This window comes from Sphingopyxis sp. USTB-05 (genome assembly GCF_023822045.1).
Classification (GTDB): Bacteria; Pseudomonadota; Alphaproteobacteria; order Sphingomonadales; family Sphingomonadaceae; genus Sphingopyxis.
Map to the genome: position 1 here is coordinate 1,343,099 of NZ_CP084712.1, position 20,296 is coordinate 1,363,394.

Consider the following 20,296-nt stretch of genomic DNA (forward strand, 5'->3'; position numbering starts at 1 on the left):
ATCTATGCGCTTCGTGACTTATCGCACGGTCGAGACCGAACCGCGGCTCGGCCTTCTCCACGACGGGACGGTGATCGACGTCGAATATTTCGGCGATGCGATCGGCAATGATCTGCCTTCGACGATGCTCGATTTCATCGACCTGGGCCCGATCGCGCTTCGCTTCCTGAAGGAAGCGGTAGCAGCGGCGACCACCGCCGACCTGATCGGCACCTCGCTGCCTGTGGGCAATGTCAGCTTGCTCGCGCCGATCCCGCGCCCGCGCAAAAATATCTTTGGAATCGGTCTCAACTATACCGAGCATATCGCTGAATCGGCGCGCTCGCTCGATACGTCTAACGATCTGCCGCAGCAGCCGGTGATCTTCTCCAAGCCGCCTACCGCCGTCGTCGCGTGGAACGACCCGATCCGTCACAATGCGAAGGTGACGCAGCAGCTTGACTGGGAAACCGAACTGGCGGTGGTCATCGGCAGCACCGCGCGCCGCGTCGCCGAGGGTGACGCGCTGAACCATGTGTTCGGCTATACCGTGATCAACGACGTGTCGGCGCGCGATTGCCGCCGCGCGGGGCAGTGGATCGTGTCGAAGGGGCAGGATAGCTTCGCCCCCATGGGGCCGTGCATCGTGACACCCGACGAAATCGGCGATCCGCACAACCTCAACATCCTGACGCATGTGAATGGCGTCGAAAAGCAGAACAGCAACACGCGCTTCATGCTGTTCAACGTGCCCCAACTGATCGCCGACATTTCGAGCGTGATGACGCTTGAGCCGGGCGATATCATTGCGACGGGCACTCCGGCGGGCGTTGGTGCGGGGCGTGAGCCGCAAGAGTTCATGTGGCCGGGCGATGTCGTCGAATGCACCGTCGAGGGCATCGGCACCCTGCGCAACCCGATCATCGCGGTCTGAGGCGCGCGATATGACACGACCCATCCGCATCGGGCAGATCGTGCCCAGTTCGAACGTCACGATGGAAACCGAGATTCCAGCGCTGCTCCGCGCCCGCGAAACCATCGCGACCGAACGCTTCACGTTCCACTCGTCGCGCATGCGGATGAAAAAGGTAACGAAGGAAGAACTTGCGGCGATGGACGCCGATTCCGATCGCTGCGCGCTCGAACTGTCCGACGCCGCGGTCGACGTGCTCGGCTATGCCTGCCTGGTCGCGATCATGAGCATGGGAAAGGGGTATCATCGCGTATCGGAAGCGCGGCTGCACCAACGCACGGTCGATAATGGCCGCGCCGCGCCCGTCGTCACCAGCGCCGGCGCATTGATCGAGGGGCTGGCGGCACTGAAGGCGAAGCGCATCGCGCTCGTCGCGCCCTATATGAAGCCGCTGACGCAAATGGTCATTTCCTACATTCAGGATGAGGGTGTCGAGGTAAGCGACTGGCTTGCGCTGGAAATTCCTGACAATCTGGAAGTCGCGGCGCAGGATCCGGCCAACCTGCTCGATCATTACAAAAGGCTGGACCTGACCGGTATCGACGCGCTGGTGCTGTCGGCGTGCGTCCAAATGCCCTCGCTGCCGTCGGTGCAGAAGATCGAGGATGCAATCGGCTTGCCCGTCGTCTCCGCGGCGATCTGCACCGCGCACCAGATGCTCACACGGCTGGGGCTGTCGACACAGGTTCCGGGCGCCGGGGCGCTGCTGTCCGGCCGCTATTGATCCGCCGCGACGGGCGGCGCAATGGTTGCCGCGGCGGCGACATCATGCGTCACATTGGCGACCGTGCGGAACATGTCGGGGATGACGTCGATCGCGAGCAAAATCGGTAGCAGTTCGATCGGCGCGCCAATTGCGATGGCAGTCGGTGCGACCGACGCATAGAAGCTGATCTGGCCCGGCATGCCGAGGATCGCCAGCGACGACAGCACAGCGAGCGGCAAGGCGACCGCGAGTTGCAGCGGCGAGACTTCGACGCCCGCCATCCACGCGAGCGCCAGCGCCATCATCACCGTGTTCGACGGAGCCGTAATCTTGAACGTCGCGACCGCCATCGGCAGGATCGCCGCGGCGTTGCGCTCCTCGATGCCGACGCGATCGGCGCTGACCATCATCGCGGGCAGTGTCGCGATCGAGGATTGGGTGCTCGCGGCAATCGCCTGCGCCGGGGCCATGGCGCGCGCAAAGCGGCCGAGTGGAATGCCTCCGGCGAAGCGGGCGATAGCATAGCCGAGGACGATCAGCACCAGCGTCACCGATATCGAGATGGCGAGATATTGGGCGAGGATCGCGAGCACCGCGGTGCCGACGGTCGCGCCGATCGCCAGTGCGAGCGCGAAGATGCCGATGGGCGCGACGCGGAGCACCCAGCCGACGACGACGATCATCGCATCGGCAAGACCGCGGAGCGGCTGGATGACCGCCTCGGCGCGGTCGCGGTCGATCTTGCCGACCGCAAGGCCCAGCACGAGCGCGAAAATGACGAGCGGCAGGACCGCGCCTTCGGCCGCCGACGCCACGACATTGGTCGGGATCATTGCGCGTACCGTCTCGGCCGCTCCGGGAACCGCTGGCGCGGGCGGCGCCGGGAAGAGGGTGCGAAGCGCGGCGATATCGGCGGGTGCGATCGCGACGGCGCCGAGCAGCGGCGGGACCATCAGGGCGCCGATGACCGCCGAGACGATCAGCAGGCCGATCAGCACCAGCGGCAGGCGGCGCCCGAGCCGTGCGGCTTTATGATGGTCGCCCATGCCAAGGCTGGCGACGCCGGTCGCGACGAGCGCGAAGATCAGCGGGACGATCGTCATGCGCAGCCCGTCGAGCCAGATGCCGCCGACCAGTTGCGCCGCCTCTACCACCGGCGAAGATGTCGCAACGAAGGTGCCGATCGTGAAACCCGCGACGAGCGCGACGATCATCCAGCCCGATCCGGGCATGCGCGTGGCCCAGGCCCGCGCGCGCGAAATTACCATGAGTCGAAATCCCCCTGACCCCAGCATGCCGATGCATGCTGGGGCGGTCAAAGCCTTTGCTGTGTTCGGTAGCCGAGCGTCAGTGCGCCTGCGGCACGCCCAGTTCGGCGAGCAAAGTATCGCGCAGCGCATCGAACTCGTCGCCGCCCGCGCGGCGCGGATGCGGCAGGCGGACGCGCGTGTCAAAGCCGATCTGCCCTTCCTTTAGCACGAGGATGCGGTCGGCGAGCAGGATGGCTTCCTCGACATCGTGCGTGACGAGCAGCGTCGCGGGGCCGTGCGCCTGACATAGTTCGCCAATCAGCCGCTGCATCTTGAGCCGCGTCAGCGCATCGAGCGCCGCAAAGGGCTCGTCGAGCAGCAGCAGACGCGGTTCGCGCACCAGGGCCCGCGCCAGCGCGGCACGCTGCGCCTCGCCGCCCGACAGCGTCGCGGGCCAGGCATCGGTGCGATGGTCGAGCCCGACCTCGGCGAGCGCGGATTCGGCGCGTTCGCGCGACGCGTCGTTGCCCGACAGGCCGATCACGACATTCCTCCACACGCTCTTCGACTGGACGAGGCGCGGTTCCTGGAACACGACGGTGCGCGCCTCGGGAACCCAGGCTTCGCCGCCGTCGGGGGCATCGAGCCCGGCGAGAATGCGCAGCAAGGTCGTCTTGCCGCTGCCCGATGCACCGAGCAGCGCGACGAATTCGCCGCTGTGGATCGTCAGGTTCAGGCTATCTAGGACGTTGGCACCGGTGAAATTGCGGCTGACGTCGCTGACCTCGACCGCAACCGGGCGGTGCGAAAAGTCGGGAGCGGCGACACGCTCGGCGGCGGCGAAATCGATCGAGAGAACGGCGGACATCGATAAGTCTCCTATCGGATTGCGACACCCGCGCGCCACGGCATGAACAGCCGTTCGAGCGAGCGGACGATCAGGTCGGCGCTGAGGCCGAGCACTGCGTAGATGGCGATGCAGATCAGGATGACGTCGACCTGCTGGTACATTTGCGCACTGTTGAGCAGGTAGCCGAGGCCGGCCGAGGCATTGATCTGTTCGGCGGCGATCAGAACGAGCACCGAGACCCCGAGCGCAAAGCGCAGCCCGGTGAAAATCTGCGGCAGCGCGAGCGGCAGCACGACTTCGAAGATCAGGCGGCCGCCCCCGAGACCGAAGCTGCGCATCGCCTCGATCACCTTGCGGTCGACGTTGCGCACTCCGGCATAGGTGTTGAGATACATCGGGAACATCGTCGCGAGCGCGATGAGGAGCAGCTTGGGCGCCTCGCCGATCCCGAACCAGACGATGAACAGCGGGACGAGCGCGAGAAAGGGGATGGTGCGTAGCATCTGGAGCAGCGCGTCGAACAGTTCCTCGCCGAGCTTCGACAGGCCGGCGATCGTCCCGAGGATGAGCCCGAAGATGATGCCGACCGCGCCGCCGACGAGCGCGCGGGTGAGCGACGTCGCAATCTGTGAGGCAAGCGCTTGTTCGGTCCACAATTGCTGCCACCCCGCCACGAGCCCGGCGGGTGAGGGGAGGATCGACGGATCGATCCACCCTGCGCTGGTCGAGACTGCCCACAGCGCGACGATGATTAGCGGGCCCGTTGCGCGGCGCGCGAAGGAGAAGCGTTCCGAGCGGGTTCCGGCCTTGCGGACAACCGGCTGTACCAGCCTGCCGGGATCGCCGGCGAGGGCGATGGGCGTGGGCGCGTTCACTTCGCCGCCTCCTGCGCTATGACAATATCGTCGTAGCGCTTGTCGAAGATTTGCGAGGCGTCGAGCTTCTTGCGGATCAGCCCTTCCTTGAAGAACAGATCGGCCTCGTCCTGATGCGCCGCGATGATCGCGTCGCTGATCGGCGCATAGCTGGCGGGGGCGCGCGTGATGATCTTTTCCGCGATCTTTGCGTCGACATTGTAGCGTTTGGCGAGGGCGGGCGCCGCCTTGACGGGATTCTCACGCTGCCAGCGGGTCGCGCGCGCGGCGCGTGCGACAAGGTCGCCGATCGCCTTTGCCTTCACCGGATCGGCGAGCGCTGCGTCGGATGCAACGAGGTAGAAGAACCCCGGCGTGTTGGGCGGCGCGCCGCTGGCGAGCACGCGCACCTTACCGGCGTCGAGCGCCTGCGTCAGATAGGGCTCGCCGATCGTGATGGCGTCGGCCGAACCCTTGTCGAGCAGCCCGGTGCCGAAGCCGGTCGCCTGCACTGGCTTGATGTCTTTCAGCGACAGGCCTTGTTTATCGAGCAGCCGCGCGACGAAATAATGCAGCACCGTGCCCTTCATGAACGACACCGACTTGCCTTTGAGGTCGGCGATGCTGCGGATCGGCGAGTCCGGTTTTACCACCAAAGCATATGGCGATCCGCCGCCGTCGACGGTCTTGCTGACCGCGACGACCTTTACCGGGCTGCCCGCGGCCTGCGCAAAGATCAGCGGGGTTTCGGCCATCCAGCCCACATCGAGCGATCCGCCCGTCTGCGCCGCGATGATCGGCGGGCCGCCGACGAAATTGGCCCATTCGATCTTGTAATCGGTCGGCTGGCCTTCGCCCGAAACGTCGAGCGAGGATTTGAGCGCGTGGAGCTGGTCGCCGATCTTGATCGTCGTGCCGCCATCGGGCGCGCCGCCGCAGGCCGCGAGCGACAGGAAGGCGCCCGCGACTAGCGTGCGAAAGGGGGTGAGGGAGAGTTTCATCTGGGGCGCCGGATCAGGCCGCACTCGGGCCGACCGGGCGGTCGCCGACGATCGTCACACGCTCCATGTGGCGCGCTTCGCTATAGTCGGGGACGGCATAGTGCTGCGTTGCGCGATTGTCCCAGAAGGCGATCGATCCGGGCCGCCAGCTCCACCGCACCTGGAATTCGGGACGCTTGACCTGGTCGAACAGGCGCGTCAGCAGAGCCTTGCTCTCATCCTCGGGCAGTCCGACGATGTAGCGGGTGAACACCGAATTGACGTAGAGCACCTTCTCGCCCGTTTCGGGATGGATGCGCACGACGGGGTGTTCGACCGGCGGGAAGCTGTTGCGCAGGGCGTCCTTTTTCTCCTCGGTATCGAGAAACTGGATGAAGACGCTTGGATCATGGATCGCGGTGAGGCCGTCGATCCGTGCCTTCGTCTCCTCATCGAGCGTCTCGTAAGCCGCGACGGCATTGGCAAACACCGTATCGCCGCCGAGCGAGGGAGAGACGCGCTGGATCAGGATCGACGCCGCCGAGGGTTCGGTGCGGAAGGTCGTGTCGGCGTGCCAATTGCTGTCGGTCGACTGGCGGTACTTGCCCTTCAGTTCCTGCGAGATCAGCGGCAGGATTTGCGGATAGTCGGGCAGCGAAAAGACCGGATGTTCCTCAAGGTCGCCAAAGGCCGCGCCGAGCGCGATATGCTGTTCGCGCGTCAGATTCTGATCGCGGAAAAAGAGCACCTTATACTGGAGGAGCGCGGCGCGCAGCGCGTCATAGGTCGGGCGGTCGAGTAGCTCTGTGAGGTCGATTCCGCTGATTTGCGCGCCCAGGCTCGGCTGCAGCGGAGTGATGTCGAAGAGGGTGGTGGCGGTGTCATGCTCAAGCGTCTGGACTGTCATGGATTTATCCTCGTTGCGGGATGGCGCCGGCGGGGCGCGCGAAAGGGGCGGCGGTCGCGCGGCGGCGATGCCGGGAGAAGGCTGGGCTATGGCGAGCGCTCAGGGCGAGAGTGGCGCGCCTTTGTCGGCTCGCGGTCGCTATCGCGGCTGGAAATATTGCATCGTATCGCCTCATCGAATGAGGGGAACACGATACCTGGCGCTGTCGCCTGAGCATCGCGCGCTTTAGCCGTTGGTAACGCGGAGCAAGCTGCTTCCCGGTCAAAAGCCGCGGATCCCGGGAAAAATGCGCTGCCGGTCGGGATCAGAGCCGGCAACTCAACTTGATCGGTAGAGTTGTTGGCGTCAAGCGTAGTTTCGCTTTCATGGCGAAAAGCGCCGCTCGGTTCGACCGGCCTGTCGCGATGGGGGTGAAGGGCCTCGATCCCACCATCTGAAAGACGTCATTTTGGCACTTAATCCGGGCGGGATCGCACCGTAAATTGTGTAAATACGAAAACTTCGCTGTCTAACGACCACCGGGACCGCGGATGCTTTCGTATTTTTCTGACCGAGGTGGGGTTAACTATGATCCGCGCTATCATTGAATTATAAGTCTAATTCAAGTAATGCGGCGTGGTGGGGATTGTGTATTTCGCAGTATAGATAGGAAGTTTTGCTTCCGTTCGGTGCTGCTTCGATAAGGTATATGACATGAACCAACGTCGCTTCTCCGATCCGATTGAGGAGCAGCAGAGCGAGGCGGACGGCGATCGTCGTGGCGGCGATCGTTATCGTACCGTCTGGCGGATCGCCAAAGTGGTGCGCAACGGCGATGCAGGATTGTGGCGGGTGCGGAATATTTCCGACAAGGGCATGATGCTCGCCGCCGACGTTCCGATCAATATCGGCGAAAAGCTTGAGATATCGCTGTCGGATACGGTCGTGATACGCGGCGAAGTCGTCTGGTCCGATGCCGGCCGCTGCGGCGTTGCGTTCGACAAGGAAGTCGATGTCGCCGACGTGCTGAAGCAATTGGCGGCCGAACAGCGCGGGTCCGGCTATCGCCAGCCGCGTCTGCCGGTCAGCACAAGAGCGCAGGCGATCAACGACGAGGGCACGAGCCAGATCGAACTCGTCGATCTCTCGCAAAATGGTGCGGGCTTCATCCACGACGGCCATCTGGAGGTCGGCAAGGAGTTCGACCTGGTGCTCGCCGGCGGGGTCAAGCGCCGTGCGATCGTCCGCTGGTCACGCGCCGGGCGCGGTGGATTGTGGCTGACGCAGCCACTCGACCGCTCCGACTTGGAAAGTATCCACCGCTTCGACGGCTGATGCCTCAGGCGGCGCCCCGGACGATCTTCGCCCAGGGATTGAGATCGGGCTCGGCGACCTTCACCAGCATATTGCGGTCGCGATGCAGGAAAGGCTCGTCGCGGCCCTTCACCATCAATGTCGTATCCGACACATAGCTCCACGATCCGTCGTCGCGGAAATCGATCATCAGCTGATAGGCGTCGGTGCGAAAGGCGAGGTCGAGGAAACTCGTCGAGCAGATGCCATATTCGGTCTGGCCGCGCTCCGCCTTGACGACGAGCCGCTTCGCGTCGGGCTCGGCATGTCCCGACGCAATCGCGATCTGGCCGCGCGGGATCGCCAGCGTCTGCAAGATCAGCCCCGTCGATGCTTCATAGAGCCAATAGCCGACCTGGTCGTGGAAGCTGATGTCTTCTTCGCGCGTGTTGACGTGTTGATGGTAGCGCAGGCCATAGAATAGCTGGGGCCCGTTCGCCTGCGGGTCGATCGGCTGCATTTCGATCCGTTCGTAATATTTCCGCGTCTCCGGACCGTCCGCCTTGGGATTGATATCGACGCCGCGCTCGCCTTCCCAGATTCCCGCAAGCCGCGCGAGCGGACCGAGATTTGCCAGCGTCTCGGGATCGACGTCCTCGGGCTCGGTGAAGATGTCTTCCGGAATATCCATGTTGTTTCCCCGCTCTTGTCTCCATCCGCTATTGCCCGCGTCGGCGGCTAAAGCAAACCAAACCAAGGTGTGGGTTCGCAGGAAAGGTGCCGCCGTCTATCCCGTCCATATCGATCGTGCGTCGGGAGAGAGGCCATGATGAACCGCCGTGATTTTTCCGCTGCCGTCATCGCCGGTGCGGCTGCCCCGCTCCTGATGGGGGCCACGCGAGGGGCCACGCCGCCCGGGGTCAAGGCACTCAATATCGTGTTCGTTCATGGGCTCTTTGCCGACGGCTCCTGCTGGACCGACGTGATATCGCGGCTGCAGGCGCTGGGCTTCAACACGACCTCGGTGCAAAATCCGCTGACGACGCTCGACGAGTCGGTCGCTGCCGCCGAACGCGTTCTGGCGCGGCAGGACGGGCCCACGGTCCTCGTTGGCCATAGTTTCGGCGGCATGCTCGTGACGCAGGCCGGCGTGCATCCGAATGTCGCTTCGCTGGTCTATGTCGCGGCGCGGGCGCCTGACGCGAACGAGAATTATGCCGCGCTGGCGAAGGAATATCCGACGCCGCCGGCGACGGCAGGCATCGTCTATGACGGTGACGAAGGGCGGTTGAGTGAAGCGGCATTCCTGCGCGATTTTGCCGGCGATCTGCCGGAAGCGAAAGCGCGGCTGCTCTATGCGGTGCAGCAGCCTTTTCAGCGGGCGTTGCTGAGCGGGCAAGTCACGCAGGCGGCTTGGCGGTCGAAACCCAGCTTCTATGCCGTGTCGAGCGAGGACCGCACGATCAATCCCGATCTCGAACGCTTCATGGCGAAACGGATGGGTGCGAAGACGATCGAACTCAAGGCGAGCCACCTGTCGATGATTTCGCAGCCTGAGGCGATCATGAGGCTGATCGTCGAGGCCGCGAGCGCCGCCTGACGCCGCGGGTCAGATGTCCTCGACCAGCCGGCCGTAGAGCTGTGGTCGGCGGTCGCGGAAAAAGCCCATGCCTGCGCGATGCTTCGCTGCGCGGTCGAGGTCGATCGTCTGGGTCAGGACTCCGGTTTCGGCCGCACCGAACGCTTGCGTCATGTCGCCCCATTCGTCGGTGATGAAGCTGTGGCCATAGAAATTGGCGTCACCCTCTGGCCCGATGCGGTTTGCAGCAATCACCGGCATGCAGTTCGACACGCTATGCCCCTGCATCGCGCGGCGCCACATGCGGCTGGTGTCGAGGTCCGCGTCATAGGGCTCGCTTCCGATTGCGGTCGGATAGAACAGCAATTCGGCGCCCATCAGCGCCATCGCGCGCGCGCATTCTGGATACCATTGATCCCAGCAGACGCCGATGCCGATGCGCGTCCCGAAAACGTCCCACACCTTGAAGCCGGTATTGCCGGGGCGGAAATAATATTTTTCCTCATAGCCCGGACCGTCGGGGATGTGGCTTTTGCGATACGTCCCCATGATCGCCCCGTCGGGGCCGATCATCGCGAGCGTATTGTAATAATGCGGCCCGTCCTTTTCGAAATAGCTCGTCGGGATCGCGACCTTCAGCTTTGCCGCAAGCGCCTGCATCGCGAGGACGCTGGGGTGCTCGGCGGTCGGTCGGGCGTTGGCGAACAGCTCTTCTTCCTCGACCTGACAGAAATAGGGGCCTTCAAAGAGTTCGGGCGGCAGGATGACTTGTGCGCCCTTCGCGGCCGCTTCCTCGACGAGCGCGGTGACGGCCTCGATATTGGGCTCGACGGGGCCGGGCAGGGGAAGCTGCAACGCGGCGACGGTGATGGTGCGGGTCATGGGGCGGATATAAGCGAGCCTGCGCATCTTGCCAGAGCAAAAGCTGCGTTCGGGCGCCACCTTCTCCCGTCATCCCGGCCTTCGCCGGGATGACGATGAGAATGATATCAGCTTGGAAGCTGCTGGCTCGAGCAATGGAAGCTGCCGCCGCCGACGATGATCCCGCGCGCCGGCACACCGACAGCGCGGCGGTCGGGAAAGAGTGCCGCGAGCGTATCGACCGCGGTTTGGTCGCTCGAAACGCCATAGGTGGGCACGACCACGACGCTGTTGCCGATATAGAAATTCATATAGCTTGCCGCCGCGATCTCGCCGTCCACTTCGACGCGACCGGGCGAGGGCAGGTCGACGATTTCTACCCCGCCGAACGCCGCGGTCCGCGCGCGCGCATCGGCATAGATATGCACGTTGGGGTCGTCCGCTCCCGCCGCGACAGGCAGCGCGAGGCGACCCTCGCCGACAAAGCGCGCGAGATTGTCGACATGACCATCTGTGTGGTCACCGACAAGCCCGTTGCCGAGCCACAGCAGCCGGTCGATGCCGAGCGACTGGTGCAGCCGCACCGCGATATCCTCGCGCGTCAGCGTCGGGTTGCGGTTGGTGTTGAGCAGGCATTCCTCGGTGGTGACGCAGAGGCCGGTTCCGTCGACGTCGATGCCGCCGCCTTCGAGCACCCAGTCCTGATCGTCGACCGGCAGGCCCGATCCGGCCGCCAGCGCCGCGCCAACCTCCTGATCGCCCGGCATCACGAATTTTTCGCCCCACCAGTTGAATTCGAAATTGCGTGCGCGGCGTGCTGTGCCCGTCCCGGCGATGATCGGCCCGGTATCACGCAGCCAGATATCGCCCAAAGGCTGGATCAGGATGCGGACGCCCGGATCGACGAGCGCGGCGGCGATGTCCGCCTGCCGTGCGTTGTTGACGACCAGCCGCACCTCTTCGCCGCGGCCGCCGTCATGGACGGCGTTGGCAAAGGCGGCGACGTCGCGCCGCCCTTCTTCGATCGCGCCCGCCCATTCCTCGGCGAGGTGGGGGAACCCGATCCAGACGGCATCGTGCGGCGCCCATTCGGCAGGCATGCGTAGGCTCACGGCGCTTGTCCTTTCTCTCGTCATTGCGAGGACCCCGGCGAAAGCCGGGGGACGCGGCAATCCAGAGCGGCTCAGAACCGCTCTGGATTGCTTCGCTTCGCTCGCAATGACGAAACCTTATTTGGCCGCAGCGCGCGACTTGTCGCGGGCGGCGCGGAATTCGTCGCCCTCGACCCAGTTCGGCCATGCGTCGGTCATCGCAAGCATGCGGCCCGCAGCGTAATAGAGGCGAAGGTCGGACATCATGCCGCCCCAGTTGGTGATCGCCTCATATTCGTCGCCCGGCGCGTGGTAGCGGTTCTTTTCATAGTCTTCCGACGCCTTCTTGCCGGCTTCGACGCCACCCTCGACCAGATCGTCGCCACTGCCGAAGTTGAACATCGGCACGCCGAGCTTGGCGAAGCTGAAGTGATCCGAACGATAATAGAAGCCCTTTTCGGGCGTCGGCTCGTCCTTGATCACGCGCTTGTCCATCTGCGCGAGCTTGGCGACATAGGCATCGAGTTCGGACTTGCCGCGGCCAACGACCACGATGTCCTTCGTCGGGCCGATCGCGTTGAGTGCGTCCATGTTCACGCCGCCAACGGTCTGCGCGAGCGGGAAGATCGGGTTTTCGGCGTAATATTTCGAACCGAGCAAGCCCGATTCCTCGGCGGTGACGGCAAGGAACACGATGCTGCGATCCGGCGCGCCCGCTTTGTGGAACGCCTGCGCCAGCGTCACGAGGCCCGCGATGCCGCTCGCATTGTCGACCGCGCCGTTGCAGATGTCGTCGCCCGCGACGGGCGTGCAGCGGCCGAGGTGATCCCAGTGGCCGGTGTAGAGCACATATTCGTCGGGACGCTTGGCGCCCGGCAGAATGCCGACGACGTTACGCGACATCTTCTTCGCAATCTCGTTATCGAAGCCGAAGTTCGCCTTCACGCCGGTGAGCGCGACAGGCTTGAAACCCTTCTTGCCCGCAGCGGCGCGCAGCTTGTCGAAATCCTGTCCGGCGCTGGCGAAGAGTTCCTTTGCCTTGGGGAGTTGGATCCAGCCGTTCGCGACGGTCTGGTCGGCGCCGCCATTCTTGCTTTCGGCCAGATATTGCGTGCCGGTGTTGCTGCTTTCAACGACGTTCCAGCCATAGGCGGCGGGTTTGGTATCGTGGACGATCAGCACTGCCGCTGCGCCCTGCCGCGCGGCTTCCTCATATTTATACGACCAGCGGCCATAATAGGTCATCGCGCGGCCGTTGAATTCGCCCTTGGCTTCCTTCGTCTGCCAGTCGGGGTCGTTGACGAGGACGACGACGGTCTTCCCCTTCACATCGAGCCCGGCATAATCGTTCCAGCCCTTTTCGGGGGCATTGATGCCGTAACCGACGAAAACGACGTCGCTGTCCTTCACCTCGGTCTTCGGCTGGACGCGCCAGCTGAACGCGACATAGTCCTTCGCATATTGCGCGGTTACCGGGGCCTTGCCGCCGGTGAAGCTGATCGGCGTCGCGTTCTTCGCGGTGATCTCGACCAGCGGCACGTCCTGCGTCCACTTGCCGTTGTTGCCGGGCTTCAGCCCCGCTTCCTCATATTTCTTGATGATATAGGCGATGGTCTTTTCCTCGCCTGCCGTACCGGGCGCGCGGCCCTCGAAGGCGTCCGACGACAGTTCCTTCGTCACCTCCTGCAGCGTCGCGAGCGACAGTTCGGGAATCTGGACGTCGGGGATGGCGACCGGAGAAGTCGCCGCCTTGTCGGAGCTGTTGCATGCCGCAACGGTCAGGAGGACCGCAAGGGCTGCGGTCGAGCGGGGGAAACGAAGCATGGAATGTCCTTGGATATGGGAATTCGACGGACGGGTTTGTGCCAGTCCGCCGGGCCTACGGCAAGTATCGCGTTGCAACTGAAACCAATTTCGCTTGGCAACAGAAAAAGCGCAATTTAGCTATTGAAACCAGGCAATAATACGGGGGGACGGGATGAAGGGGCGATTGTTACTGCTTATTGGCGCTTGCGTGACCGCACCGGTTGCGCATGCGCAGAATGACGACGTCGCGCGGCGGTTCGGGACATTGGCGGGCGCGACGCAGGTCAGCCTGTCGCCCGATGGCGAGAAGCTGGCATTTCTAGCGCCCAGCAAGGGCCAGGGGAACGACCTGTATATCGTCGACATCGGCGAGGGGGCGGTGCCCCGGCGCATTTTGCGTTCGAGCGGCGATCCCGAAATCCTGTTCTGGTGCAAATGGGCGACCACCGCGCGTCTGGTCTGCGAAATCGGTGGCCGGGAAAATGTCGGCGGCGACATCATGGGCTTTACGTCGCTGCTGGGTGTCGACGCGTCCGGCGGCAATGTGAAAACGCTCAGCGCGCGACGCGGGGCGAACGCGATCGGATATGATTTCCGGGGCGGCGAGGTGATCGACTGGCAGCCGAGCGCTGAAGGGGATTTGCTTATAACGCGCAGCTACGTTCCGGAAGCCGGCTCCACGGTGATCCGGAAAGACGGCGAGGGACTCGGCGTCGATCTGGTGAAGGCTACCGACGGATCGGCCAAAACGGTCGAAAAACCGCGCCGGGATGCGATAGAATATGTATCGGACGGGAAGGGGCAGGTTCGGATCATGGGCCTCAATAGCCCGACCACATATCGCGGCTATGCAGACCCGCTGGTGCGCCACATGTTCAGGCGTAAAAATAGCCGGGATTGGGAACAATTGTCCTCGTACGACACCCTGTCAAGGAAGGGCTTTTATCCCTATGCTGTTGATATCACCACGGATCGTGCGATTGGATTCGCGAACGTCGACGGACGTAGAGCCATCGTTGCGCTAAGTCTGGATGGAACCGGAAAGACCGAGGCACTGTTCCGCCATTCCGAAGTGGATGTCGACGAACTGGTTCGCGTCGGCCGCGATCAACGCGTTGTCGGGGCGACTTATGTCACCGAGCGGCGCCACATGGAAATCACCGACCCGAAAGTGGCGGCAATGGCGAAGTCGTTGTCTGGTGCTCTTGGCGGAAAGGACGTATATTTCATCGATGCCTCGGCTGATGAGGCGCATTGGTTGGTTTGGGTCGGCTCCGACATCGATCCAGGCAGATATTATCGTTATACCCCATCGTCGAAGCAGCTTCGTCCGCTGCTTGACGAGCGGCCTTTGCTCGCGGACCAAGCCCTGTCGCCGGTGAAGCCTATCCGGTATCCCGCATCGGACGGCACGATGATCCCCGGCTATCTGACGCTGCCGCTTGGTAAGGTCGATGCCAAGGGGCTGCCAGCAATCGTCATGCCGCATGGCGGACTAGCTGCGCGCGACGAATGGGGATTCGATTGGCTTGCTCAGTATTTCGCCTGGCGCGGCTTCGCCGTGGTCCAGCCCAACTATCGGGGGGCGGCGGGTTATGGCGATCAATGGTATATGGATAATGGCTTCCAGTCGTGGCGAACGGCTATAGGCGACGTGAACGACGCGGGGCGCTGGTTGCTGACCGAGGGGGCGGACCCTGCGAAGCTGTCGATCGTCGGCTGGCACTATGGCGGCTATGCCGCGCTGCAGTCGGGAGCGACCGAGCCCGGCCTGTTCCGCTCGATCGTGGCGATCGCGCCGATTACCGATCTTGCGCAGTTTAAGAGCCGGGCGATGAAATTTGCATCAGGCGCCGTTCTTCGCGATTTTGTCGGTTCGGGGCCGCATATCCGCGAAGGGTCGCCGGCGCAGAATGCTGCTAACATCAAGGCGCCCGTGTTGATGTTCCACGGCACTTTCGACCAGCGCGCCAATATCGAGCAAGCGCGGATCATGCGCCGTGCGCTTGCCGACGCGGGTAAGTCGGTCGAACTGATCGAATATCCTGGACTGGCAACCAGCCTGAACGACAGCGAGGCACGCACCGCTATGCTGGCACGGATTACGCAGTTCCTGCCGCACTGACGCGCAAAGAAAAGGGGGCGGCCCGTTGCCGGACCGCCCCCTTTTGAATTCGATAGCGAACTCGATCAGCGCGAATAGAATTCGACGACCAGGTTCGGTTCCATCTTCACCGGATAGGGCACTTCGTCGAGCGTCGGGACGCGGACATAGGTTGACTTGGTGCCGTCGACGGCCAGATATTCGGGCAGGTCGCGCTCGGGCAGGCTCTGGGCTTCGGCGACCAGCGCCATTTCCTGTGCCTTCTTGCCGAGGGTGATTTCATCGCCCGGCTTCACGAGGCGGCTGGCGACGTTGCACTTCACGCCATTCACATAGACGTGGCCGTGGCTGACGAGCTGACGCGCCGAGAAGATCGTCGGGGTGAACTTCGAGCGATAGACGACGGCGTCGAGGCGGCGCTCGAGCAGGCCGATCAGGTTCTGGCCGGTGTCGCCCTTCATGCGCGATGCTTCGAAATAGTTCTTCTTGAACTGCTTTTCGGTGATGTCGCCGTAATAGCCCTTCAGCTTCTGCTTCGCGCGGAGCTGGATGCCGAAGTCCGACATCTTGCCCTTGCGGCGCTGACCATGCTGGCCGGGGCCGTATTCGCGGCGGTTGACGGGGCTCTTGGGGCGACCCCAGATGTTTTCACCCATCCGGCGGTCGAGTTTATACTTGGCGCTCTGGCGCTTCGACATATGTCGTCTCCAATATGCTGTGTGCCGAAGGATTTCGGCTTGTTCCCGGGTCGCACCATATGGAGATTTCCATATGCGACCGCCGCTTCACCGGGGTGCGGGGTCCATTGCGAAGGCGCGCGGTTAGACGGGCAGGGGCGTAAAGTCAAGCATCGAGCGGCCCGCTCGACAGCGGCGAAAAAGCCGCTAAAGGCAGCGCGCATGACGTCCGCCAAACTTCCCGAACAATGCGAAACGATGATCGATGTCCGCGCCGGCGTCGACGAGGTCGACCGCGCGCTCGTCGCGCTGCTCGTCCGCCGCTTTGGCTATATGGATGCCGCAGCGCGCATCAAGCCCGATCGCAGCGCCGTCCGCGACGAAGTGCGCAAGGCCGAGGTGCTCGACAATGTCGCGCGCGCGGCCGAGATTGCAGGGCTGGAGCCCGAGCGGCTCCGCGCGGTGTGGAACGAACTGGTCGAACAGTCGATCGCCTATGAGGCGGTCCGTTGGGAACAGCTTCGCGCCGATAGCTGATCTGTCCAGCTTAGTCGGTGTTGCTTGCCGCCGGCTTTTCGCTGCTTGCCTCTACAGCCTCTTCTTTCGGCTTCGCCGGTTCGACGACACGGCATACACGCTGCGAGAGGCGACTGCCTATGCCGCCTTCCACCTGCTCGCAGACCTTTCTGGGCTTTGCGGGCTTGGCAGGGGGTTTGTCGGTTCCGTTCGCTGAGGCCGATGCCATCGCCAGCGAAATTAATATGGAGAACATAGGGTTATTCGCTCCTTAAAGGATGCGACTTTCTATGCGCATTTTGGGGCGCGGCCAAGAGGCTGTTATCGCGCCCTTGGCGTGCGGCCCAGCGATGTAATGATCCCGTGCATCATCCGGATGTCGTTATACGACCAGCCGGTCTTGGTGAGCGCGGTGCGCAATGTGCGGAGCGTCATTTCCTTGCGCTCGGGCGGGAAAAAATAGCCGCTCTTGTCGAGGTCGCGCACCAGATGCCCGATCAGTTCTTCCATTTCGGCGTGCGGCGCGGGCGGGTCGAGCGGCACTTCGGGCGGGCTGGCTAGCGCGACGCCCTTCGACCATTCATAGGCGAGCAGGATCACCGCTTGTGCGAGGTTGAGCGAGGCGAATTCGGGATTGATCGGCACGGTCACGATCTTGTGCGCCAAGGTAACATCGTCGGTTTCGAGCCCCGAGCGTTCGGGGCCGAAGATATAGGCGGAGCGCCCCGCGCTGGCGTGCACCTCGCGCGCGGCGGCTTCGGGGGTCAGCACCGGCTTGGTCACGCCGCGCTTGCGCACTGTGGTCGCATAGATGGTCGTGCAGTCGGCGACCGCGTCGGCGAGGGTGTCGAAAACCTGCGCCTCGGCCAGTACGACATCGGCGCCCGACGCTGCCGGCCCCGCATCGGGATTGGGCCAGCCGTCGCGCGGGGCGACGAGGCGCAGTTCGGTCAGCCCGAAATTGAGCATCGCGCGCGCTGCTTTGCCGATATTCTCACCCAATTGCGGGCGAACGAGGACAATCAGGGGTTTTTGCATGGCGGGACTCAGGACAGCCGTCGGCCTGTCAGTGCGAATTGCGCGTTTGCGGTGCGCGTGTCCGTTCATAATCTTTGCGCGCTTCCTCTTTCTCCGCCTCCCATTGCGCGCGGGTCCGGCACACACGCTTCGAGCGGGCGGGTGAGCCCGTCACGACAGATTTGGTGCAGATCAGCTTTTCCTCTTTTGCAGGCGGCGTCTCGCCCGCTTCGGTCGGCGCGGCGGCTGGGGTGGTGGCCGCCGTCATCAGCGCCAGAAAATATATGATCATGAAAAATTCCCGCGCTCGAAAGCGAATGCAAAAAAGATGAGGCCCAATCCTGATGGGACGCCGTTTAACGCAATATGAGGCGTGATGAAATCGGCCAATCCGCAGGAAATAGCGTTCCTATGTCGGGCGCCCCCGCTTAACCGTTACCGAGATCGCCGACCTGACTTGCAAAATCCTCGAAATCCTTGGCTTCGGTAAAGTCCCGATAGACACTGGCAAAGCGGATATAGGCCACATTGTCGAAGCCTTTGAGGGCCTCCATCACCATCGCGCCGATCTGCTGCGCGTGCACTTCGCTCTCGCCCGATGTTTCGAGCTGGCGCTGGATGCCCGACACCAGTCGTTCGATGCGCGCGCCGTCGATCGGACGCTTGCGGCACGCGATCTGGACGCTGCGCATCAGTTTCTCGCGGTCGAAGGGCTCGCGCCCGCCGTCGGCTTTCAGCACCGCAACTTCGCGCAGTTGGATGCGCTCGAACGTCGTAAAGCGCGCGCCGCAATCCTCGCACTGGCGCCGCCGGCGAATCGCTGCGCCGTCCTCGGTCGGACGGCTGTCCTTCACCTGACTGTCTTCATGTCCGCAATAGGGGCAGCGCATAAGTTAGCGTTTCACCCGCATCAGCAATGCGATGAGCGCGCCGCCGAACAGGCCGACGGGCCAACTGAGCGCGTCGAGCAGCAAGCCGATTGCCGCGCCGACCGCACCGCCGATCAGCACCGGACGCGTCGAGGGATGGGCCATGCCTTGCTTGCCCATCGCCTTGATCTCTTCGATCGAAAGTTCGACCAGCGTCGGTTCCTCGGGGTGCTGCCGCGCCATCGCCCTATCCCTGATAAATGGGGAAGCGTTCGCAAAGTGCGCGAACGCGGCCGCGGACATTCGCCTCGACATCGGCGTCGCCATGTTCGCCCTTGTCGCGCAGCGCTTCGAGCACGTCGGCGACCATGTCGCCGATTGCTTCGAATTCGGCGATGCCGAAACCGCGCGTCGTGCCGGCGGGCGAACCGACGCGAATGCCGCTGGTCTTAACCGGCGGCAGCGGATCGAAGGGGATGCCGTTCTTGTTGCAGGTGATCGCGCTGCGTTCGAGCGCCTCGTCGGCGTCGCGGCCGGTGACGCCCAGCGGGCGCAGGTCGATCAGCGCGAGGTGCGTGTCGGTGCCGCCGGCGACGACATCGGCGCCGCGCGCCTTGAGCCGGTTTGCGAGCGCCTGCGCGTTGGCGATCGTCGCCTTGGCATAGTCCTTGAACTCCGGGCGCAGCGCTTCGCCGAACGCGACTGCCTTTGCCGCGATGACGTGCATCAGCGGACCGCCCTGCAGGCCAGGGAAGACCGCCGAATTGATGCGCTTCGCGATCGCTTCGTCATTGGTCAGGATCATGCCGCCGCGCGGACCGCGCAGCGTCTTGTGCGTCGTCGTGGTAACGACATGCGCATGCTCCATCGGCGAGGGATGCGCCCCGCCAGCGACGAGGCCGGCAAAATGGGCCATGTCGACCATCAACAGCGCACCGACATCGTCGGCAATCGCGCGGAAACGTGCAAAATCCAGCGTGCGCGGATAGGCGGAGCCGCCTGCGATGATCAGCGTCGGGCGATGTTCTTTCGCCAGCGCTTCGACCTGGTCGAAATCGACGAGATGGTCGTCGGCGCGCACGCCATATTGCACGGCATTATACCATTTGCCCGACATGGCGGGCGGCGCGCCATGGGTCAGGTGGCCGCCGGCGTCCAGGCTCATGCCCATGATCGTCGCGCCGGGCTTGGTCAGCGCCAGCATGACCGCGCCGTTCGCCTGCGCGCCCGAGTGCGGCTGAACATTGGCATAGCCGCAGTCGAAGAGCTGCTTTGCGCGGTCGATCGCGAGGGTTTCGACCTCGTCCGACGGCGCGCAGCCCTGATAATAGCGGCGGCCGGGATAGCCTTCGGCATATTTGTTGGTGAAAACGCTGCCCTGCGCCTCAAGCACCGCCTTGGAAACGATATTCTCCGACGCGATTAGTTCGATCTGATATTGCTCGCGTTCGAGTTCATGCTTCATCGCCGCAGCGACTGCGGGGTCGACAGTGCCGACGCCGTCGGTGAAATAACCGGCCGATTTGATGGGCTTGTCGAGCGTTTCGGTGGTCATCGGCTGGTCTCCAGTTGCGGCGGGTTGGAAAGTTTGTCGACGCGGCGCGCATGGCGGTCGTCGGCGAATTCGGTGGTAAGGAAGGCGTCGAGGCAGGCCTTGGCCATGTCGATGCCGGTCAGGCGCGCGCCCATCGCGATGACGTTCGCGTCATTATGCTCGCGCGACAATTTTGCCGACAGCGGCTCCGACACGAGCGCGCAGCGTGCGGCTGGGTTGCGGTTGACCGAGATCGAGATGCCGATACCCGATCCGCAAAGCGCGACGCCGCGTTCCGCGCGGCCGTCGGCGATCGCTTCACCGAGCTTGTAGCCATAATCGGGATAATCCACGCTTTCGGGGCCGTTGGTACCGAGATCTTCGACCTCATGCCCCTTTTCGCGCAGCCAGTCGGCAAGCACTGCTTTCAGCTCGTAAGCGGCGTGGTCGGAGGCGATGGCGATGCGCATG

General features: G+C 63.6%; 22 protein-coding genes. 6 read left to right on the forward strand and 16 right to left on the reverse strand.

Features of this window, described 5'->3' with window-relative positions:
* Positions 1-4 precede the first annotated feature (4 nt).
* Together KEC45_RS05915 and KEC45_RS05920 are read left to right on the forward strand one after the other, a co-directional pair.
* A complete protein-coding gene (locus KEC45_RS05915) occupies positions 5-913 on the forward strand; it encodes a fumarylacetoacetate hydrolase family protein (RefSeq protein WP_252171659.1) in 909 nt (302 codons plus the stop codon).
* A 10-nt stretch (positions 914-923) separates the two neighbouring features.
* A complete protein-coding gene (locus KEC45_RS05920; protein ID WP_062181894.1) occupies positions 924-1,676 on the forward strand; it encodes an Asp/Glu racemase in 753 nt (250 codons plus the stop codon).
* Here KEC45_RS05920 and KEC45_RS05925 read toward each other — a convergent pair.
* The 5 genes from KEC45_RS05925 to KEC45_RS05945 form a co-directional block, all read right to left on the reverse strand.
* Positions 1,670-2,926 (reverse strand): dicarboxylate/amino acid:cation symporter, encoded by a 1,257-nt coding sequence (locus KEC45_RS05925; protein WP_062181891.1) that lies wholly within the window; start codon positions 2,924-2,926, stop codon positions 1,670-1,672. The two genes, KEC45_RS05920 and KEC45_RS05925, sit on opposite strands and share 7 nt — an antisense overlap.
* A 79-nt stretch (positions 2,927-3,005) precedes the next feature.
* A complete protein-coding gene (locus KEC45_RS05930; protein WP_062181888.1) occupies positions 3,006-3,776 on the reverse strand; it encodes an ABC transporter ATP-binding protein in 771 nt (256 codons plus the stop codon).
* Between the two features lie 11 nt (positions 3,777-3,787).
* Positions 3,788-4,633 carry an ABC transporter permease gene (locus KEC45_RS05935; RefSeq protein ID WP_062181885.1) on the reverse strand — a complete coding sequence of 282 codons (846 nt, stop codon included), beginning with the start codon at positions 4,631-4,633 and terminating at the stop codon, positions 3,788-3,790.
* Positions 4,630-5,613 (reverse strand): ABC transporter substrate-binding protein, encoded by a 984-nt coding sequence (locus KEC45_RS05940; protein ID WP_062181882.1) that lies wholly within the window; start codon positions 5,611-5,613, stop codon positions 4,630-4,632. The genes KEC45_RS05935 and KEC45_RS05940 overlap by 4 nt, the downstream gene beginning before the upstream one ends.
* A gap of 13 nt (positions 5,614-5,626) precedes the next feature.
* Positions 5,627-6,499, reverse strand: a complete 873-nt coding sequence (locus KEC45_RS05945; RefSeq protein ID WP_062181880.1) for a TauD/TfdA family dioxygenase — start codon at positions 6,497-6,499, stop codon at positions 5,627-5,629.
* 693 nt (positions 6,500-7,192) lie between these two features.
* Here KEC45_RS05945 and KEC45_RS05950 point away from each other — a divergent pair.
* Complete coding sequence (locus tag KEC45_RS05950) at positions 7,193-7,813, forward strand: PilZ domain-containing protein (RefSeq protein WP_062181878.1); 621 nt, start codon at positions 7,193-7,195, stop codon at positions 7,811-7,813.
* A gap of 4 nt (positions 7,814-7,817) precedes the next feature.
* Here KEC45_RS05950 and KEC45_RS05955 read toward each other — a convergent pair whose 3' ends face one another.
* Positions 7,818-8,462 carry an FABP family protein gene (locus tag KEC45_RS05955; RefSeq protein ID WP_252171660.1) on the reverse strand — a complete coding sequence of 215 codons (645 nt, stop codon included), beginning with the start codon at positions 8,460-8,462 and terminating at the stop codon, positions 7,818-7,820.
* Positions 8,463-8,597: 135 nt separating this feature from the next.
* Here KEC45_RS05955 and KEC45_RS05960 point away from each other — a divergent pair, with 135 nt between their 5' ends.
* The gene (locus tag KEC45_RS05960) at positions 8,598-9,371 is read left to right on the forward strand and encodes an alpha/beta fold hydrolase (RefSeq protein ID WP_062181872.1); all 774 of its coding nucleotides are present in this window, start codon (positions 8,598-8,600) and stop codon (positions 9,369-9,371) included.
* A gap of 9 nt (positions 9,372-9,380) precedes the next feature.
* Here the strand turns inward: KEC45_RS05960 and aguB are convergent, their stop codons facing one another.
* From aguB to KEC45_RS05975, 3 genes are all read right to left on the reverse strand, one after another.
* On the reverse strand, positions 9,381-10,232 hold the full coding sequence (aguB, locus tag KEC45_RS05965; RefSeq protein ID WP_062184048.1) for an N-carbamoylputrescine amidase: 852 nt from the start codon (positions 10,230-10,232) through the stop codon (positions 9,381-9,383).
* A gap of 107 nt (positions 10,233-10,339) precedes the next feature.
* A complete protein-coding gene (locus KEC45_RS05970) occupies positions 10,340-11,323 on the reverse strand; it encodes an agmatine deiminase family protein (protein ID WP_062181869.1) in 984 nt (327 codons plus the stop codon).
* Positions 11,324-11,440: 117 nt separating this feature from the next.
* The gene (locus KEC45_RS05975; protein WP_062181867.1) at positions 11,441-13,126 is read right to left on the reverse strand and encodes a M28 family metallopeptidase; all 1,686 of its coding nucleotides are present in this window, start codon (positions 13,124-13,126) and stop codon (positions 11,441-11,443) included.
* 190 nt (positions 13,127-13,316) lie between these two features.
* On the opposite strand from KEC45_RS05975, the gene KEC45_RS05980 reads away from it, so the two are divergent.
* Positions 13,317-15,233, forward strand: coding sequence for a S9 family peptidase (locus tag KEC45_RS05980; RefSeq protein ID WP_252171661.1), 1,917 nt, complete (start codon positions 13,317-13,319; stop codon positions 15,231-15,233).
* 65 nt (positions 15,234-15,298) lie between these two features.
* Here KEC45_RS05980 and rpsD read toward each other — a convergent pair whose 3' ends face one another.
* Positions 15,299-15,910: a 30S ribosomal protein S4 gene (rpsD, locus tag KEC45_RS05985; RefSeq protein ID WP_062181860.1), complete on the reverse strand. Its 612-nt coding sequence runs from the start codon at positions 15,908-15,910 to the stop codon at positions 15,299-15,301.
* A 201-nt stretch (positions 15,911-16,111) separates the two neighbouring features.
* On the opposite strand from rpsD, the gene KEC45_RS05990 reads away from it, so the two are divergent.
* The gene (locus KEC45_RS05990) at positions 16,112-16,426 is read left to right on the forward strand and encodes a chorismate mutase (protein WP_062181857.1); all 315 of its coding nucleotides are present in this window, start codon (positions 16,112-16,114) and stop codon (positions 16,424-16,426) included.
* Positions 16,427-16,726: 300 nt separating this feature from the next.
* On the opposite strand, the gene KEC45_RS05995 is transcribed toward KEC45_RS05990, so the two are convergent.
* The 6 genes from KEC45_RS05995 to rpiB all read right to left on the reverse strand — a co-directional run bounded on the left by KEC45_RS05995 (position 16,727) and on the right by rpiB (position 20,295).
* A complete protein-coding gene (locus KEC45_RS05995) occupies positions 16,727-17,443 on the reverse strand; it encodes an RNA methyltransferase (RefSeq protein ID WP_062181849.1) in 717 nt (238 codons plus the stop codon).
* 28 nt (positions 17,444-17,471) lie between these two features.
* Entirely contained in the window at positions 17,472-17,714 is a 243-nt protein-coding gene (locus tag KEC45_RS06000) for a hypothetical protein (protein ID WP_062181846.1), read from the reverse strand.
* 136 nt (positions 17,715-17,850) lie between these two features.
* The gene (gene nrdR / locus KEC45_RS06005) at positions 17,851-18,312 is read right to left on the reverse strand and encodes a transcriptional regulator NrdR (protein ID WP_062181843.1); all 462 of its coding nucleotides are present in this window, start codon (positions 18,310-18,312) and stop codon (positions 17,851-17,853) included.
* Positions 18,313-18,315: 3 nt separating this feature from the next.
* Positions 18,316-18,534 carry a hypothetical protein gene (locus KEC45_RS06010; RefSeq protein WP_062181840.1) on the reverse strand — a complete coding sequence of 73 codons (219 nt, stop codon included), beginning with the start codon at positions 18,532-18,534 and terminating at the stop codon, positions 18,316-18,318.
* A gap of 4 nt (positions 18,535-18,538) precedes the next feature.
* Positions 18,539-19,846 (reverse strand): serine hydroxymethyltransferase, encoded by a 1,308-nt coding sequence (gene glyA, locus KEC45_RS06015; RefSeq protein WP_062181837.1) that lies wholly within the window; start codon positions 19,844-19,846, stop codon positions 18,539-18,541.
* Complete coding sequence (gene rpiB / locus KEC45_RS06020) at positions 19,843-20,295, reverse strand: ribose 5-phosphate isomerase B (protein ID WP_062181834.1); 453 nt, start codon at positions 20,293-20,295, stop codon at positions 19,843-19,845. The genes glyA and rpiB overlap by 4 nt, the downstream gene beginning before the upstream one ends.
* Position 20,296 lies beyond the last annotated feature (1 nt).

Excerpts from the sequence above, each read along its gene's own strand:
- KEC45_RS05920 (WP_062181894.1), top strand. The coding sequence starts at position 924 with ATGACACGACCCATCCGCATCGGGCAGATCGTGCCCAGTTCGAACGTC.
- KEC45_RS06000 (WP_062181846.1), bottom strand. The coding sequence starts at position 17,714 with ATGATCATATATTTTCTGGCGCTGATGACGGCGGCCACCACCCCAGCC.
- aguB (WP_062184048.1), bottom strand. The coding sequence starts at position 10,232 with ATGACCCGCACCATCACCGTCGCCGCGTTGCAGCTTCCCCTGCCCGGC.
- KEC45_RS05930 (WP_062181888.1), bottom strand. The coding sequence starts at position 3,776 with ATGTCCGCCGTTCTCTCGATCGATTTCGCCGCCGCCGAGCGTGTCGCC.
- KEC45_RS05945 (WP_062181880.1), bottom strand. The coding sequence starts at position 6,499 with ATGACAGTCCAGACGCTTGAGCATGACACCGCCACCACCCTCTTCGAC.
- KEC45_RS05975 (WP_062181867.1), bottom strand. The coding sequence starts at position 13,126 with ATGCTTCGTTTCCCCCGCTCGACCGCAGCCCTTGCGGTCCTCCTGACC.
- KEC45_RS05995 (WP_062181849.1), bottom strand. The coding sequence starts at position 17,443 with ATGCAAAAACCCCTGATTGTCCTCGTTCGCCCGCAATTGGGTGAGAAT.
- KEC45_RS05925 (WP_062181891.1), bottom strand. The coding sequence starts at position 2,926 with ATGGTAATTTCGCGCGCGCGGGCCTGGGCCACGCGCATGCCCGGATCG.
- rpsD (WP_062181860.1), bottom strand. The coding sequence starts at position 15,910 with ATGTCGAAGCGCCAGAGCGCCAAGTATAAACTCGACCGCCGGATGGGT.
- KEC45_RS06010 (WP_062181840.1), bottom strand. The coding sequence starts at position 18,534 with ATGGCGCGGCAGCACCCCGAGGAACCGACGCTGGTCGAACTTTCGATC.
- rpiB (WP_062181834.1), bottom strand. The coding sequence starts at position 20,295 with ATGCGCATCGCCATCGCCTCCGACCACGCCGCTTACGAGCTGAAAGCA.
- KEC45_RS05955 (WP_252171660.1), bottom strand. The coding sequence starts at position 8,462 with ATGGATATTCCGGAAGACATCTTCACCGAGCCCGAGGACGTCGATCCC.
- KEC45_RS05915 (WP_252171659.1), top strand. The coding sequence starts at position 5 with ATGCGCTTCGTGACTTATCGCACGGTCGAGACCGAACCGCGGCTCGGC.
- KEC45_RS05940 (WP_062181882.1), bottom strand. The coding sequence starts at position 5,613 with ATGAAACTCTCCCTCACCCCCTTTCGCACGCTAGTCGCGGGCGCCTTC.
- nrdR (WP_062181843.1), bottom strand. The coding sequence starts at position 18,312 with ATGCGCTGCCCCTATTGCGGACATGAAGACAGTCAGGTGAAGGACAGC.
- KEC45_RS05990 (WP_062181857.1), top strand. The coding sequence starts at position 16,112 with ATGACGTCCGCCAAACTTCCCGAACAATGCGAAACGATGATCGATGTC.
- KEC45_RS05950 (WP_062181878.1), top strand. The coding sequence starts at position 7,193 with ATGAACCAACGTCGCTTCTCCGATCCGATTGAGGAGCAGCAGAGCGAG.
- glyA (WP_062181837.1), bottom strand. The coding sequence starts at position 19,846 with ATGACCACCGAAACGCTCGACAAGCCCATCAAATCGGCCGGTTATTTC.
- KEC45_RS05960 (WP_062181872.1), top strand. The coding sequence starts at position 8,598 with ATGATGAACCGCCGTGATTTTTCCGCTGCCGTCATCGCCGGTGCGGCT.